The organism is Dankookia sp. P2 (assembly GCF_050632255.1).
Classification (GTDB): Bacteria; Pseudomonadota; Alphaproteobacteria; order Acetobacterales; family Acetobacteraceae; genus Paracraurococcus.
In genome coordinates, this window is the sequence record NZ_CP192581.1 from 3269367 (window position 1) to 3283507 (window position 14141).

The 14141-nt window shown below is 70.1% G+C and carries 12 protein-coding genes and 4 pseudogenes; 5 read left to right on the forward strand and 11 right to left on the reverse strand.

Annotation, left to right across the window (positions count from 1 at the left end; translation table 11 throughout):
• Nucleotides 1-33: 33 nt before the first annotated feature.
• Nucleotides 34-1116, reverse strand: a complete 1083-nt coding sequence (hemE, locus tag ACQ86J_RS19325; RefSeq protein WP_431266781.1) for a uroporphyrinogen decarboxylase — start codon at nt 1114-1116, stop codon at nt 34-36.
• A gap of 301 nt (nt 1117-1417) precedes the next feature.
• Between hemE and ACQ86J_RS19330 the strand changes: the two are divergent.
• The 3 genes and pseudogenes from ACQ86J_RS19330 to ACQ86J_RS19340 form a co-directional block, all read left to right on the forward strand.
• Nucleotides 1418-2245, forward strand: a pseudogene (locus ACQ86J_RS19330) (pyruvate, water dikinase regulatory protein); the annotation flags it as partial.
• 34 nt (nt 2246-2279) lie between these two features.
• Complete coding sequence (locus ACQ86J_RS19335; RefSeq protein ID WP_431266782.1) at nt 2280-2900, forward strand: Maf family protein; 621 nt, start codon at nt 2280-2282, stop codon at nt 2898-2900.
• 333 nt (nt 2901-3233) lie between these two features.
• Nucleotides 3234-3533: a hypothetical protein gene (locus ACQ86J_RS19340; RefSeq protein WP_431266783.1), complete on the forward strand. Its 300-nt coding sequence runs from the start codon at nt 3234-3236 to the stop codon at nt 3531-3533.
• A 4-nt stretch (nt 3534-3537) separates the two neighbouring features.
• Here the strand turns inward: ACQ86J_RS19340 and ACQ86J_RS19345 are convergent, their stop codons facing one another.
• Nucleotides 3538-3903, reverse strand: coding sequence for a helix-turn-helix domain-containing protein (locus ACQ86J_RS19345; RefSeq protein ID WP_431266784.1), 366 nt, complete (start codon nt 3901-3903; stop codon nt 3538-3540).
• A complete protein-coding gene (locus tag ACQ86J_RS19350) occupies nt 3900-4187 on the reverse strand; it encodes a Smr/MutS family protein (RefSeq protein ID WP_431266785.1) in 288 nt (95 codons plus the stop codon). The genes ACQ86J_RS19345 and ACQ86J_RS19350 overlap by 4 nt, the downstream gene beginning before the upstream one ends.
• Nucleotides 4188-4217: 30 nt before the next feature.
• Between ACQ86J_RS19350 and ACQ86J_RS19355 the strand changes: the two genes are divergently transcribed.
• Nucleotides 4218-4412, forward strand: coding sequence for a hypothetical protein (locus ACQ86J_RS19355; protein ID WP_431266786.1), 195 nt, complete (start codon nt 4218-4220; stop codon nt 4410-4412).
• Nucleotides 4413-4505: 93 nt separating this feature from the next.
• On the opposite strand, the gene ACQ86J_RS19360 is transcribed toward ACQ86J_RS19355, so the two are convergent.
• The 5 genes from ACQ86J_RS19360 to ACQ86J_RS19380 form a co-directional block, all read right to left on the reverse strand.
• Nucleotides 4506-5270: a LutC/YkgG family protein gene (locus ACQ86J_RS19360; protein WP_431266787.1), complete on the reverse strand. Its 765-nt coding sequence runs from the start codon at nt 5268-5270 to the stop codon at nt 4506-4508.
• Complete coding sequence (locus ACQ86J_RS19365) at nt 5267-6700, reverse strand: LutB/LldF family L-lactate oxidation iron-sulfur protein (RefSeq protein WP_431266788.1); 1434 nt, start codon at nt 6698-6700, stop codon at nt 5267-5269. The genes ACQ86J_RS19360 and ACQ86J_RS19365 overlap by 4 nt, the downstream gene beginning before the upstream one ends.
• 62 nt (nt 6701-6762) lie before the next feature.
• On the reverse strand, nt 6763-7188 hold the full coding sequence (locus ACQ86J_RS19370; RefSeq protein ID WP_431266789.1) for a low affinity iron permease family protein: 426 nt from the start codon (nt 7186-7188) through the stop codon (nt 6763-6765).
• Nucleotides 7189-7229: 41 nt separating this feature from the next.
• Nucleotides 7230-8108 carry a phytanoyl-CoA dioxygenase family protein gene (locus tag ACQ86J_RS19375; protein WP_431266790.1) on the reverse strand — a complete coding sequence of 293 codons (879 nt, stop codon included), beginning with the start codon at nt 8106-8108 and terminating at the stop codon, nt 7230-7232.
• 14 nt (nt 8109-8122) lie between these two features.
• On the reverse strand, nt 8123-9457 hold the full coding sequence (locus tag ACQ86J_RS19380; RefSeq protein WP_431272466.1) for an ABC transporter substrate-binding protein: 1335 nt from the start codon (nt 9455-9457) through the stop codon (nt 8123-8125).
• A 567-nt stretch (nt 9458-10024) separates the two neighbouring features.
• On the opposite strand from ACQ86J_RS19380, the pseudogene ACQ86J_RS19385 reads away from it, so the two are divergent.
• A pseudogene (locus ACQ86J_RS19385) lies at nt 10025-10339 on the forward strand (alpha/beta fold hydrolase); the annotation flags it as partial.
• 612 nt (nt 10340-10951) lie between these two features.
• Here ACQ86J_RS19385 and ACQ86J_RS19390 read toward each other — a convergent pair.
• The 3 genes and pseudogenes from ACQ86J_RS19390 to ACQ86J_RS19400 form a co-directional block, all read right to left on the reverse strand.
• A pseudogene (locus ACQ86J_RS19390) lies at nt 10952-11662 on the reverse strand (sugar phosphate isomerase/epimerase family protein); the annotation flags it as partial.
• Nucleotides 11659-12817 (reverse strand): annotated as a pseudogene (locus tag ACQ86J_RS19395) (dihydrodipicolinate synthase family protein). The pseudogenes ACQ86J_RS19390 and ACQ86J_RS19395, both read right to left, overlap by 4 nt.
• Nucleotides 12818-12911: 94 nt before the next feature.
• Nucleotides 12912-13934: a Gfo/Idh/MocA family protein gene (locus ACQ86J_RS19400; RefSeq protein ID WP_431266791.1), complete on the reverse strand. Its 1023-nt coding sequence runs from the start codon at nt 13932-13934 to the stop codon at nt 12912-12914.
• Nucleotides 13935-14141 lie beyond the last annotated feature (207 nt).

The window sequence follows — 14141 nt, forward strand, 5'->3', positions numbered from 1 at the left end:
GAGGTCAAGCCCGCGCTCCGCTCCGGCCGTGACTCAGCCGGTCCGGACCAGCCGCACCAGGGCGGAGACATGCTCGGGCGGGGTCACCTTCTCGATCCCATGCCCGAGGTTGAAGATGTAGGGCCGCCCCCGCATGGTCCCGAGAATGCTGCGCGCCTCGGCCTCCAGCGCCATGCCGCCGGCGACCAGCGCCAGCGGATCCAGGTTGCCCTGCAGCGCCTGGTTCGGCGCGACCGCCGAGGCCGCCCAGCGCAGGTCCATGGTGGTGTCGACGCCGAGGCACTGAACCCCGGTCCGCTGGGCGTATTCGGCCAGCATCGGACCGGCGAGGCGCGGGAAGCCGATGATCGGGATCGCCGGGTTCACCTTGCGGATGGCGCGGACGATCTGCCCGGTCGGGTCGATCACCCAGCGGCGGAACTGGGAAGGCGAGAGGGTGCCGGCCCAGCTGTCGAACAGCATCAGCGCCTCGGCCCCGGCCTCGGCCTGGGCCAGCAGATAGGCGGTGGTCGCCTCCACCAGCGTGCGGATCAGCTTGCCGAAAAGCTGGGGCTCGCCATAAGCCATACCGCGGGCCGCGGCGAAGTCGCGGCTGCCATGGCCTTCTACCATGTAGCAGGCGACCGTCCAGGGGCTGCCGGCGAAGCCGATCAGCGTGGTCTTCTGGGCATGGGCGTCGAGCGCGGCACGGACCAGGCGCACGGTCTGGATGATCGGCGCAGCATTGCCGGCGCAGACCGTGGGATCGAGCGCCTCGATCGCCGCGGCGGTGCGGACCGGCTCGAGTTGCGGTCCTTCGCCTTCCGCGAAGCGCAGCGGCTGGCCCATGGCCCAGGGCACCATGAGGATGTCGGAGAAGAGAATGGCGCCGTCCATGCCGTAGCGGCGGATCGGCTGCAGCGTGACCTCGGCCGCCATCTCCGGATTGGTGCAGAGCGCGATGAAGTCGCCGGCCTGGGCCCGGACTTCCCGGTATTCCGGCAGGTAGCGTCCAGCCTGGCGCATCAGCCACATCGGCGGTGGCCAGACGGTCTCCCCGGCCAGGGCGCGCAGCATCGGCTTGGATTGAGTCGTCGAGGGGGTCGCCTGGCCCGGCGCGGGACGTTCAGTCTCCATCGCTCTACTCTCTCGCAAGAAAACAGGATTCTTGAAAGGTGGTAGGGTCTGTTGATGGCTGTGGACAATGTGGAGCCAATTGCCTCGCGAACCATCCACAACCCTGTCCACAGGCAGGTCGGGCGGCGACTCGGTTGAATCCTGGGGATAATCCCGGACCGCCCGGATTCATCGCCGGACCCCCTCGCGATCCTCCCGCCGGTCGGATCGGACAGGACCTCGTTAACCCCGTCCCCCAATCCCGTTCGAGCGGCTAGAGTTTTCCCCGGTATCCCCCGCTGTCCACGGTATCCTCCCCATCATGCCCCTCCGTTCCATCAACCTGCATCTGGTCTCCGACAGCACCGGGGAGACGCTGAATTCCATCGCCCGCGCGACCCTCGCCCGGTTTGAGGACCATCACGTCGTCCACCACCGCTGGAGCCTCATCCGCTCCCGCCTCCAGCTCGACCGCGTGCTCGAGGGCCTGCAGCACGAGCCCGGCCCGGTGCTGTTCACCCTGGTGGATCGCAGCCTGCGGCATGCGCTGGAGGAGATCTGCGAAAGGCTCGGCGTACCCTGCCTCTCGGTCCTCGACCAAACCATGGACCTGCTGCAGGGCCAGATCGGCGCCCAGGCGAAGGAGAAGCGGGCGGCGCAGCATGTCATGGACGCCGACTACTTCCGCCGGATCGACGCCATGCACTACGTCCTGGCGCATGACGACGGCCAGGGCACGGCGGGGATCGCCGAGGCGGATGTCTGCCTGGTCGGCGTCTCCCGGTCGTCCAAGACGCCGACCTGCTTCTATCTGGCGAACCGGGGCATCAAGGCGGCCAACGTGCCGATCGTGCCGCATGCCACTTTGCCGCCCGAGCTCGACAACCCGCGCTGCCCGGTGGTCGGACTGACCATCGAAACGGCGGCGCTGATCGAGATCCGCCGGCACCGGCTGCGGCTGATCGGCGCCGATGGCGTCCGCCAGGACACGACCGACTACATCGACCCGGAGAGCGTGAAAGCGGAGATCCTCCAGGCCCGGCGGCTCTGCACTGCGCATGGCTGGCCGGTGATCGACGTGACCCGACGCAGCATCGAGGAGACGGCGGCAACCGTCCTGCAGCTGATGGAGGCCTGGCACGCCCGCCGCGGCCAGGCTGAGGCCGAGGCGCAAGGCCGGCCTCGTGAGCCCGGCCCTGCAGGCCGCGTCGCCCGCGCTGATCCTGGCCAGCGCCTCCACCGCCCGCCGGGCGGTACTGGCGGCGGCCGGGCTGCGCTTCACCGCACAGGCCGCCGCGGTGGACGAGGCCGCGATCAAGGAGAGTGCCCAGGCCGAGGGCATCGCGGTGGAGGAGGCGGCGATGCTGCTGGCCGAGGCCAAGGCGCAGCGCATCGCCAGCCGGCACCCGGAGGCGCTGGTGATTGGTGCCGACCAGATGCTGGTCTGCGGCGACCGATGGTTCGACAAGCCGGTGGGGATGGACGACGCGCGGGAGCACCTGCGGGCGCTGCGCGGCCAGACGCATGAGCTGGTCTCGGCCATGGTCTGCTGGCGCGGCGGGGCGCGGATCTGGCAGCACCTCGCCCGGCCGCGGCTGACGATGCGGGACTTCTCGGACGGATTCCTCGAGACCTATCTGGCGGTGGAGGGCGAGGCGGTGCTGGGCTCGGTCGGCGCCTACCGGTTGGAGGGCCCCGGTGTGCAGCTCTTCGACCGGGTCGAGGGCGAGCACAGCGCCATCCTCGGGCTGCCGCTGCTGCCCTTGTTAAACTACCTTCGGCAGCATGGGGTGCTGCTGCGCTAAGCAACCGGATTTGTTATTTAGCATCGCTTATTGACTACAATGTGATAATACACGATCCTGTGATGATGGCGGCTTCGCCGTCTTCCTGCGCAGGGCATGTTCCATGAGATTGCAGCAGCGGCCGATCGACGAGGCACCGCGCGCCGAAGCCGGCCATCGCAGCGACTCCGCCCTGCGGCTCCGCGGCCACTTGGCGCTGCTGGAGGAGAACCATGGGGAGACCCCTGGTGCGGCCCCGCCAGCCTCGCGCTGGCGACCGGCCGCAGCTATGCCGAAGCCAGCATGTTGCTCCGCAGCATAGCACCCGCCTGGTACCCTGCCGAGGGCCCGATCGTGACCGCCTACTGGCGCGACCTGCTGGGCGCGTTGGAGGTGGCCGGGGTCGCGCATGCGCCGCTGGACTTGCCCGAGAAGCGCCGCAGCCTGATCCGCTTCGCCCGGGACGGGCTGGCACCCGGCTGGTACCTTGTGCGGATCACCGACCATTTTCTGCTGCTGCGCAGCCATGGCTTCGGCGTCACCACCCTGTACGACAACCGGCATACCGGGGTGTTGGTCTCGGCGAAGACCCATGGCCTGCGGCATGTGACGCATGCGGCGCGGCTGCTCGGCGGTCTGCCGGCCGCGGCCTGAGGCGTCAGCCCTCAGGCGACGCCGCATCCAGAACCGCCGCCAGCGCCGCCAGGGTTTCCGGCTTCAGCCGGCGGATGTCGCGCGCCAGGCGGTTGGCCAGCGCGGTCGCCTCGGCGCTCAGCCCCGCGGTGTCCACCACCACCCGCGGGTGCGAGACGCGGGCGAGCCGCACCATTTCCTCGGCATCGTCCCAGATCAGGCCGAAGAATTCATTCACTTGGTGGATCAGCCCGGGCGAGGGCCGTCCGCGATGCCCATGCTCGAGCGCTGAGAGATAGGCGGGCGAGACGTGCAGGGCCTGGGCCAGTTCGGCTTGGCTGACGCCGCGGGATTCCCGCAGCGCCCGGAGCCGGGCGCCGAAGGGCGTCACCGGCCGGCACCTTTCCCCCGGCGCAGCAGCAGCACCACGGCGCCGGGATTGCCGGCCGCGTAATGCGCCGCGCCCAGCAGCAGGTGCCGCAGCTCGGGCGCGTTCAGCCAATGCGGCAGCTCCCGCCGCAGCACGCCAATCTCCTGCCCTGCTGAGCCCTTGCCGGTGACGATGGCGACGCAGCGGATGCCGTCGCCCTGGGCGTCGTGCAGGAACCGACGAACAGCCCCGTGCGCGTCCTGCACGCGGCGGCCATGCAGGTCGAGCGTCCGCTCCGGCCGCATCTCCCCCGGCGCAGCGCCTTCCAGCGCTTGGTGTCGAGCCCGGCCGGGGCATGGCCGATCTGCAGCTCGACCCCGCGATGCGGCGGCGCCGGCCGCGGCTTCGAGGGCACGAGGCCCGGCGCCGCGGGCGCGCCGGACATGGCGGCCGTGGGCGGCGGGACCGGGGCGGGCGGCGGCGTCAGTGCCTTGCCCGGCAGCGGCGCCACCTGGGCGCGGCTGGTGTAGATCTGCCAGAGCGTGCGTTCGGCTTCGGTCAGCCCCTGCCGGGCGCGCGGGCGCGAAAGCGCCGCCGGTTTCAGCCAGGACGCCACGGGATGCTCAGTCGCCGGGGGCGGCGGGACCGCCGGGCACCGCTACCGGCGGCGGCGCGACCGCATCGCCCATCGGCAGCGCCGCCGGGTCGTCGTCCACGAGGATGATGTGCAGCCGCCGCGGCCCATGCGCGCCGAGCTCCAGCGTCTGCTCGATATCCGCCGAGCGCGAGGGGCCGGTGACGAACATGATGTTGCGCGGCATGAAGCCACCCGATCGCGCGTCCTGGTTCTCCGCCCGGAGGCGGTCCCAGGCTTCCTCATAGGCGCCGACGATGGCGCTGGCGCGCAGCACCACCACCTCGGTCTCCGCCAGCAGGTTCAGCGTGGTGGGGCGGCCTGGGGCGGAGGGCAGCATCAGCGTGCCCGTCTCGGCCACCGCAGCCCAGCCATGCTGCAGGCTGACCTGGTCGGTCGCCTCGGCCCGCCGCCGCTCGAATTCCAGCAGCGGGCGGTCGGACCAGGGGATGGTCTCGAATTCCGGGTTCGGCGCCATGACGAAGCGGGAGGGCAGGTTCTGCGCCGCGAGATACTCGGCGAGCGCCGCCGGCACGCCGGCGAGGTCCGGCACGCGCTCGACCGTGCCGAACTCCTTCTCGACGTTGCGGATGAACAGCGCCACCTGGTCCGGCCGCGGCAGCCGGGAGCGGGCCGGGATCAGGTGGCGCGGATGCGTCGCCAGCCGCCCGGCCAGCATCGCCTGCTGGTCGGCCGGCAGCGGCCCGCGCTTCAGGCCGCGGCGGATGGCGCCGAGAATGGCGTCCTTGGTCATCGCCGCGCCTCCCGCTGCGCCTTGGAATAGCGGGCCATGAAGGTGCCGCCCGGCTCCGGCGCCGGCAGGTCGCGCCCCTCGGTCCAGCCGCCGGCCAAGGGCAGGGAGCGGAAGGCGCCCTTGCCGCGCCCGAGCAGCCCGAGCGCGCCGATCGCCGCCCGGGTCGCCCAGCGATAGGCGGTGGGCCGGCGGGCGAACCAGGCCCAGAGGTTCAGGTTGCTGCGCTGCGCCGTCGGCGTCAGGTGCCGCTCGAACTCGCGCTCCCGCCAATGCCGCATCAGCTTCGGCAGCGGGATCTTCACCGGGCAGACGCTCTCGCAACGGCCGCAGAAGGTGGAGGCATTGGGCAGCAGCCCGGTCTTGTCGATACCAACCAGCGAGGGCGTCAGCACCGAGCCCATCGGCCCCGGATAGACCCAGCCATAGGCATGCCCGCCGACCGCGCCATAAACCGGGCAGTGGTTCATGCAGGCGGCGCAGCGGATGCAGCGCAGCATCTCCTGGAAGTCGGTGCCGAGCATGTTGGACCGGCCGCCGTCGATGAGCACCACGTGGTACTCCTCCGGCCCGTCCAGGTCGGGCTCCCGCCGCGCGCCCGTGGAGAAGGTGGTGTAGACCGAGAAGTCCTGGCCCGTGGCGGAGCGCGCCAGCAGCCGCAGCAGGCTGGTCGCGTCCTCCAGCGTCGGGACGACCTTCTCGATGCTGGCCAGTGCGATGTGGACCCGCGGCAGGGTCTGGGTGAGGTCGCCATTGCCCTCGTTAGTGACGATGACGCTGCTGCCGGTCTCGGCGATCAGGAAATTGGCGCCGGTGATGCCGACATCGGCCTGGAGGAACTTCTCCCGCAGCTTGGTGCGGGCCTCGGCCAGGATGTCGCGGCGCTCGGCGAAGACGCGGTCGGCCGGCAGGTCGGTGTGCAGGCGGCGGAAATCGGCCTCCCAATCCTCCCGGTTCAGGTGGAAGGCGGGGGCGATGATGTGGCTGGGGTGCTCCTGACGGAGCTGCAGGATGTACTCGCCGAGATCGGTCTCGACCGGGCGGATGCCGTTGGCTTCAAGATGCGCGTTGATCCCGAGCTCCTCGGAGATCATCGACTTGCCCTTGGTGACGGTCTTCGCCCCCGCCTTGCGGCAGATCTCCAGCACCGCGGCGCGGGCGTCGTCGGGCGTGCTGCACCAATGGACCTTGCCGCCGGCCGCCAGCACCTTCGCCTCATAAGCCTCGAGATAGAAGTCGAGATTGGCCAAGGTATGGTTCTTGATGTCGCGGCCGATATTCCGGAGCTGCTCGAATTCCGGCAGATTGGCCACCGCCTGGGCGCGGCGCTGCAGGAAGGCGCCCTTGGCGGTGCCGAGCGCCTTCTGCAGGCCGGGATCGGCCAGGGCGCGGGCGGCGTTCTCCTTGAAGGCGGGCGAGGTGATGGCGACCACGGGGCAAGCTCCTGTCTGCCCCGTATGTAGCGCCTTATGTCCCGATGGTCAGGGGGCGGCGGCTACTGCTTCGCCTCCACCAGCCGCTTCGCCTGCTCGACCGCAGCGTTCCCGGCATCGGCGACCCGGCGCAGTTCCTCCCGCGCCGCGGCCAGCTCCTCCTCGCTCTGGTCCTCTAACGCGATGAGCCGGTTGTGGGCGCCCTTGGTCGCCCGGATCAGCTCGTCGAGTTTCACGTGGATCGCCTGGGTGTCGCGGTTCTGCGCGTGTTGGATCAGGAAGACCATTAGGAAGGTGATGATGGTCGTGCCGGTGTTGATCACCAGCTGCCAGGTATCGGAGAAGCCGAAAACCGGTCCGGTCACCGCCCAGGCCAGCACCACGCCGACCGCCGTGATGAAAGCCCAGGACCGCCCGGCCTGGCAGGAAGCCCATTGCGCGGCGCGGGCGAAGGGGGATGGTTCGGCCATGCAGTGGAAACGCCGCATGGCAAGCCATCGTTTCGTTCCTGCGGGTTAAACCCCCGCAATCACTCTGCGGCGGCGGCGAAGAAGCGGTTCTTCAACCCCTTCTGGTTCTCGTAAATCGAGCCCTGCTTCTCCGCTGGCGGCAGCGGCAACTTCACCGGCACCGCTTCCAGCCGCGGCGTCAGGGTCGGCTTGCCCGCGACCATCAGCTTGTCATAGGCCTCCATCCCGTCGGGGAAGCCCAGAAGCGGCCAGGCATCCGCGGCGCGGAACTGGAACAGCAGCAGCCGCCGATCGCGGTTCGATGTGTTGGGGGCCGAGCCATGCACCGCGCGCACATGGTGGACGGTGATCGAGCCCGCCTTCCCGGTCAGCGGCACCGCCGCGCCGTAATCCACTTCCTTCTTGGCTGGGTCCATAGCGCCGCAAAAGCGGCCGTCTTCCCCATGATGGTCGTGCACCACCGGGTCCTTGTGGCTGCCCGGGATGATCAGCAGGGGGCCGTTCTCCAGCTCCATGTCGTCCATCATCACGCCGACGGCGGCCAGGTCGTCGTTGGTGTGCGGGTAGAAGGCCCAGTCCTGGTGCCATTCGACCGCGGCGCCGAAGCCGGCCGATTTCAGATTCAGCTTGGCGGTATCGAAGCGGATGTCGGGGCCCCAGAGATCCTGCAGCACCGCGACGATCTTCGGGTGCCGCACCAGCGCCGCATAGGCGGCATGGTGCACGTGCGGCGCCTTGATCCGGCGGACGCGCGGTTGCGCAGGGGTGTGGCTGTCCTCGAGATCGTAGATTGCGTCATGCGTGGTGACGGCGCGGGCACGCTCGACGAAGCCATCGGTCACCGCGCGCAGCTCGGCGACCTCGGCCGGGCTCAGCACGTCCGGCACCACGATGGCGCCGACGCTCTCGTATTCGTCCTTCTGAGCCTGGGTGAGCATTGTCTTGGCCTCCCTCACGTCCTGTACCAACGCTGGGCCGCGCGCTGCGCTTCCCGCATGCTCTCGGCCGGCTTCTGCTGGCCGGTGACGACGCGGGCAAACATGTCGACCACCACCCAATTCTCGCCGACCGCCCCGGCGGCCGGGGTGATCGGGCCACGATAGCCCTCGTAGAAGGGGGTATCCATGGCGTCGCTATAGACCTTCAGCTTGGGGTCAGAAGCCCAGACCGCGCTTTGCGCATAGGCCTTCAGCGGCTGCGACCAGTAGCCGAGGCAGCCGGTGAGCCAGGGATCGTACTGCTCCGCCTCCATCATGAAGCGGATGTATTCCTTCGCCGCATTCGGCACGCGGGTGTATTTCGGCACCATGGCGCACAGCGTCAGCGCCGTCTCCGGCGCCTTCTTCGCAGCGCCGTAGGGCATCTCGGCATGATCGGTGTCCGCGGCGATGGCGTTTTGCGCCGCGTCCGTCGCGGTCTTCAACGAGTAATAGACCGAGACGCCGTTCTGGGTCAGGCCGATCTCGCCGGAGATGAAGGCGCGGTTGTTGCTAACCCCGTTCCAGGCCATCGTGCCCGCCACCATCGTCTCCTGCATCGCGCGGGCGTAGTCGAGTGCGCGGGAGGTCTGCGGGCTGTCCAGCGTGACCTTGCCTTCCTCATCCACCAGCGATGCGCCATGCGACCAGAGCAGCCAGTTGGCGTAGCCCGGCGCGTCGCCCGGCGCGTGGCTTAGTGCGAAGCCGCAGGGATGGCCGATGCGCTTCAGCCCCTGGCAGAGCTTGAGGAATTCGCCGAGGTCGTTCGGAATGCCATCGAACCCGGCCTCCTTCACCCAGGACTTGCGGTAGACCACCGGGCCGGTGGTGCCGCCCATCGGCAGGCCGAGCCAAGCCTTGGATTTCCAGCGCCTTCCGTAGGTCTCCGCCAGCTCGTACCAGCCGCCGTATTTTGCGCCGAGGTAGTCGGCGAGGTCGGTGACCTCGAGCAGCTTGTCGGCATAGAGATGCGGGTCGGCGCTGAAGCCGATGATGACGTCAGCCCCCTGCCCCGTATTGGTGGCGACCGCGACCTGCACCGGCATGTCCGGCCAGTTCACGTAGTCGACGCGGACTTCGATCCCGGTCTTCTCCGTGAAACGCTTCGTGTTGGCGTTGAAGATCGCCTCGTCTGGGTCGATGTACTTGGCCGGGCGCAGCACCCTCAGCCTGGCACCGCGTTCCAGCGGGAAGCTTGGCGCCGGCACATCGGCGGTGGTGATGGCGCGGGCCGGCTGGGCGAGGAGCAGCCCGGCGCCGAGCGCCATGGCCCCACGCCGCCCCGGCAGGGACGCTTTGGGATCCTGCATCGTTCTTCCTCCCGCGGTTGGCCCGCTACGCAACGCTAACGGCATGCCGCGCCGGCCGGCAAGCCGCGTGACCGCGAGCGACGCCGGCGATACCCTCCCCCAAAAGGACAGGAGGAAACGCCCATGGACCAGGCGATGGCCGGATGGCCGGCGCGCGTGGCGGCCGAGGCGGCGCTGGAGCGCCGTGGCCGCACGCTGGATGCCGATGTGCTGATCGAGATCGGCGACAAAGCCTGGCTGGCCGCGATCCGCCGCGGCCAGGTGGTGGCGCTGCAGCGCGGCCCCTTCGTGCTGCCCGCCTTCACCCTGGCGCTGCGCGTCACCGCTGAGGGCATGGCCCGCTTCCTGGCGCCCGCCCCGGTGCCGGGCTGGCACGACCTGCTGGCGCTGCGCCGCCAGGGCGCGCTGCGGATCGAGGGCGACACCACGGTTTTCTTCGCCCATCTCGCCTGGTTCAAGGCCGCGCTGGCGCTGCTGCGGCAGGGCCCGGCGCAGGCGAAGCCTGCGGTGCCCGCGACGCCCTGGGGCGAGCCGTCCTTCGAGCCCGTAACCGGTCGCTACCTGCGGATGGACATCGCGGGCCGGCCGCACCGCGTCTATGTCGAGGAAGCGGGCGAGGGCACGCCGCTGCTGCTGCTGCACACCGCCGGCAGCGACGGCCGGCAGTGGCGCGACCTGCTGAACGATGCGGAGATCACCCGACGCTTCCGCTGCATCGCCTTCGACATGCCCTGGCATGGCAAGTCCTCCCCGCCCGCGGGCTGGGAAGGGGAGGAATACCGGCTGACCACCGCCGGCTATACCGGGCTGGTCATGGCGGTTTCGCAGGCGCTCAGGCTCGACCGGCCGATCGCCATGGGCTGCTCCATCGGCGGCCGGATCGTGCTGGACCTGGCGGCGGAGCACCCGGAGAGCTTCCGGGGCGTCATCGGCCTGCAGGGCAGCGCGTTCACCGGCAGCTACTACGACCTCTCGGTCCTGCACCATGCGCGTATCCATGGTGGCGAGGTCTGCGGCGCGATGGTCTCGGGCCTGGTCGGACCCTCTGCGCCCGAGGCTGGCAAGTGGGAGACGCTGTGGCATTATATGCAGGGCGGGCCCGGCGTGTTCCGAGGCGACCTGCATTTCTACGCCGAGGAAGGCGACCTGCGCGGCAAGCTCGCCCGTATCGACACCGCGCGCTGCCCCGTCGCCCTGCTGTGCGGTGAGTTCGACTATTCCTGCCGGCCGGAGGATACCCGGGCGACCGCGGCGGCGATCCCGGGGGCGACGGCGGTGATCATGCCGGGCCTCGGGCATTTCCCGATGAGCGAGAATTCGCCGGGCTGCGGCCGCATCTGCTGCCGGTGCTGGAACGGATGGCGGGGCGCTGAGCGCCCCGCCCTTCAGCAGGCCGTTGCGTGCCGCTGCTTGATCAGCCGCAGCACCTCGTCGGGGTCTTCCGCCCACCAGCGCTTCGACAGCAGCTTCCACCTCGACGAAGCCCCGGTAGCCTGCCGCCTCCGCCATGCCGCGGATGCGGGAGATGTCGATGCAGCCGTCGCCCATCATGCCGCGGTCGAATACCAGGTCGGTCGTCGGCACCAGCCAGTCGCAGGCATGGAAGGCGGCGATGCGGCCAGTGGCGCGCGTCATCTCCCGTTCCAGCGCCGGATCCCACCAGACGTGGTAGACGTCGAGCGCGACGCCGGTGCCGGCGCCCAATTCGTCGCAGAGGTCGAGCGCCTGGCCGAGCGTGCTCAGCACGCTGCGGTCGGCGCAGGTCATTGGGTGCAGCGGCTCAAGCGCCAGGGTCACGCCGGCCGCGCGTGCCTCGGCCAGGACGGCGTGCAGCCCGTCCCGCACCATGGCCCGCGCGCCGGGCAGGTCCTTCGATCCGGGCGGCAGGCCGCCGCAGACCATCACGAGGCAGGCGGCGCCCAGCGCATGGGCCTCGGCGATGGCGCGGCGGTTGTCCTCGATCGCAGCGGCGCGGCCGGCGGCCTCGGCCGCGGGGAACATGCCGCCGCGGCAGAGGCCGGTGACGGCCAGACCCGCATCGCGTATCTGCTGCGCCGCGGCCTCGACGCCCATGGCGTGAAGCACGTCCCGCCAGGGCGAGATGCCGGGGATGCCGTGCCGGGCGCAGCCCTCGATGCAGTCGGCGAGACCCCAGCGTTCCTTCACTGTGACGGTGTTGAGGCTGAGGGGACCGGGCGGGCTCATGCGATGCCGTACACCGCGAGCAGCGAGCGCATGCGCGCCGCCGCAAGGTCCGGATCGCTCAGCAGCCCCGCCGTATCGGCCAGGCGGAACAGCTCCGCCAGGTGCTGGATGCTGCGGGTCGATTGCTGGCCGCCAACCATGGTGAAATGGTCCTGGTGGCCGTTCAGCCAGGCCATGAAGACCACGCCCGTCTTGTAGAAGCGGGTCGGCGACTGGAAGATATGGCGCGACAGCGGCACGGTCGGCGCCAGGATGGCGTGGAAGCCGGGCAGGTCATTGGCGGAGAGTGCCGCCAGCGCGCCGCCCACCGCCGGCGCGATCGGGTCGAAGATGCCGAGCAGCGCGTCGGAATGGCCCTCCGCATCGCCGGCGATCAGCTCCGGGTAGTTGAAGTCGTCGCCGGTATACATGCGCACCCCGCCCGGCAGGCGCCGGCGCATGGCGATCTCCTTCTCCTTGTCGAGCAGGCTGATTTTCACGCCATCCACCTTGGCGGCGCTGTCGCGGATGACGGCGAGCGCCGTCTCCATCGCCTTGTAGTGGTCGGCCTCGCCCCAGTAGCCGTCGAGCGCGGGGTCGAACATCTCCCCCAGCCAATGGATGATCACCGGCTGCTTCACCTGCGACAGGATGCGGGCATAGACGCGTTCGTAGTCGGCCGGGCCGCGCGCCGCCTTGGCAAGGGCGCGGGAGGCCATGAGGATGATGCGGCCGCCCATGCGCTCGACCGCGGCGCATTGCTCCTCATAGGCGCGGATGACGTCGTCGATGGTGACGTCCGGACCGGGGGCGAGATGGTCGGTGCCGGCGCCGCTCGCCATGACCGCGCCGGGCATGTCCTGCATGGCGTCGAGGCTGCGCCGGATCAGCTTCCTGCGCCGCCGTCCAGTCGAGGCCCATGCCGCGCTGCGCGGTGTCCATGGCCTCCGCCACGCCGAGGCCGAGCGACCAGAGGTGGCGGCGGAAGGCGATGGTGCGGTCCCAGTCGACCTTGGCGTCGAGCCAGGGGTCCTGCTCGGCCAGCGGGTCGGCGACGACATGCGCGGCCGCGAGCGCCAGGCGCGGGAAGGGTGGCGTCGCCTTGGGGAAGGCGCGCGGGGCGCTCAGGGTGAAGGGGCGCAGGCCGTCCGGGGTGGGCAGGGTGATGGTCGGCATCGTCGTCTCCCGCAAGGGAGGCAAGAGCGGGGGGAACCCCCGCACCCCCCTTTCTTTTTGTGAGTCTGGCACCCGTCGCGTGGCGGGTGCCGTCCTAGGCTTCGAGCTTTTTCAGGTCGATCCAGCGCCGCTCGCGCCAGCTCCGCAGCCCGGCCTCCGCCAGCTGCACGCCCTTGGCGCCGGCCATCAGGTCCCAGGGAAAGCTGCTCGTCTCGCCGGCGAGGTAGCGCAGGAACATCTCCCACTGCACGCGGAAGCCGTTCGGGTAGTCCTGGCTGTTCGGCACTTCCTGCCATCCCGCGAAGAAGTCGATCGGCTGCGGGATGTCGGGGTTCCAGACCGGCTTCGGCGTGTTGACGCGGCTCTGCGTCCAGCACTTCTGCAGCCCGGCGATGGCGCTGCCATGCGTGCCGTCCACCTGGAAGGTCGCCAGGTCGTCGCGCCTGACGCGCGTCACCCAGCTGGAGTTGATGTCGGCGACGACCCCGCCCTTGAGCTGGAAGGTCGCATAGGCCGCGTCGTCGACATCGGCCTTGTAGGGCCGGCCGTCCTCGCCGATGCGCTCGGGGATATGCGTGGCGCCGAGGCAGCTCACCGCCTCCACCTCGCCGAACAGGTTGTCCAGCACGTAGCGCCAGTGGCAGAGCATATCGAGGATGATGCCGCCGCCCTCGGCCGCCTTGTAGTTCCAGGACGGGCGTTGCGCGGGCTGCAAATCGCCCTCGAAGACCCAGTAGCCGAACTCCCCCTTCACGCTGCAGATGCGGCCGAGAAAGCCGCTGTCGATCACCATCTTCAGCTTGCGCAGCCCGGGCAGGAAGAGCTTGTCCTGCACCACGCCATGCTTGATGCCGGCGGCCCTGGCGCGGCGCGCGACGTCCAGCGCATCCTCCAGCCGGTCGGCGGTCGGCTTCTCGACATAGACGTGCTTGCCGGCGGCGATCGCCTGGCGGATCAGCCCGGCGCGGAGCTGCGTGGTCGCGGCATCGAAGAAGAGCTCGTCCTTCGGATCGGCCAGGCAGGCGTCGAGGTCGGTGGAGACGCGCGCGACGCCATGCGCCCGCGCCAGCGCTTCCAGCTTGTCCCGGTTGCGGCCGACCAGGATCGGGTCGGGCATCAGCCGATCGCCATTGGCGAAGCTGCACGCCGCCATCGGCGCGGATCGCGGCGATGGAGCGCACCAGGTGCTGGTTGGTGCCCATGCGGCCGGTGACGCCGTTCATGATGATGCCGATGCGGCGTTCCGCCATGCTGCCCTCCCGCTTGGCCGGCTCTTGGGTAACCGGCTGGTTACCCTGGCCCGCCCGGACGCGGATGGTCAAGC

Excerpts from the sequence above, each read along its gene's own strand:
- hemE (WP_431266781.1), bottom strand. The coding sequence starts at position 1,116 with ATGGAGACTGAACGTCCCGCGCCGGGCCAGGCGACCCCCTCGACGACT.
- ACQ86J_RS19350 (WP_431266785.1), bottom strand. The coding sequence starts at position 4,187 with ATGCGGCCGGAGCGGACGCTCGACCTGCATGGCCGCCGCGTGCAGGAC.
- ACQ86J_RS19360 (WP_431266787.1), bottom strand. The coding sequence starts at position 5,270 with ATGACCAAGGACGCCATTCTCGGCGCCATCCGCCGCGGCCTGAAGCGC.
- ACQ86J_RS19370 (WP_431266789.1), bottom strand. The coding sequence starts at position 7,188 with ATGCGGCGTTTCCACTGCATGGCCGAACCATCCCCCTTCGCCCGCGCC.
- ACQ86J_RS19375 (WP_431266790.1), bottom strand. The coding sequence starts at position 8,108 with ATGCTCACCCAGGCTCAGAAGGACGAATACGAGAGCGTCGGCGCCATC.
- ACQ86J_RS19380 (WP_431272466.1), bottom strand. The coding sequence starts at position 9,457 with ATGCAGGATCCCAAAGCGTCCCTGCCGGGGCGGCGTGGGGCCATGGCG.
- ACQ86J_RS19400 (WP_431266791.1), bottom strand. The coding sequence starts at position 13,934 with ATGCCCGACCCGATCCTGGTCGGCCGCAACCGGGACAAGCTGGAAGCG.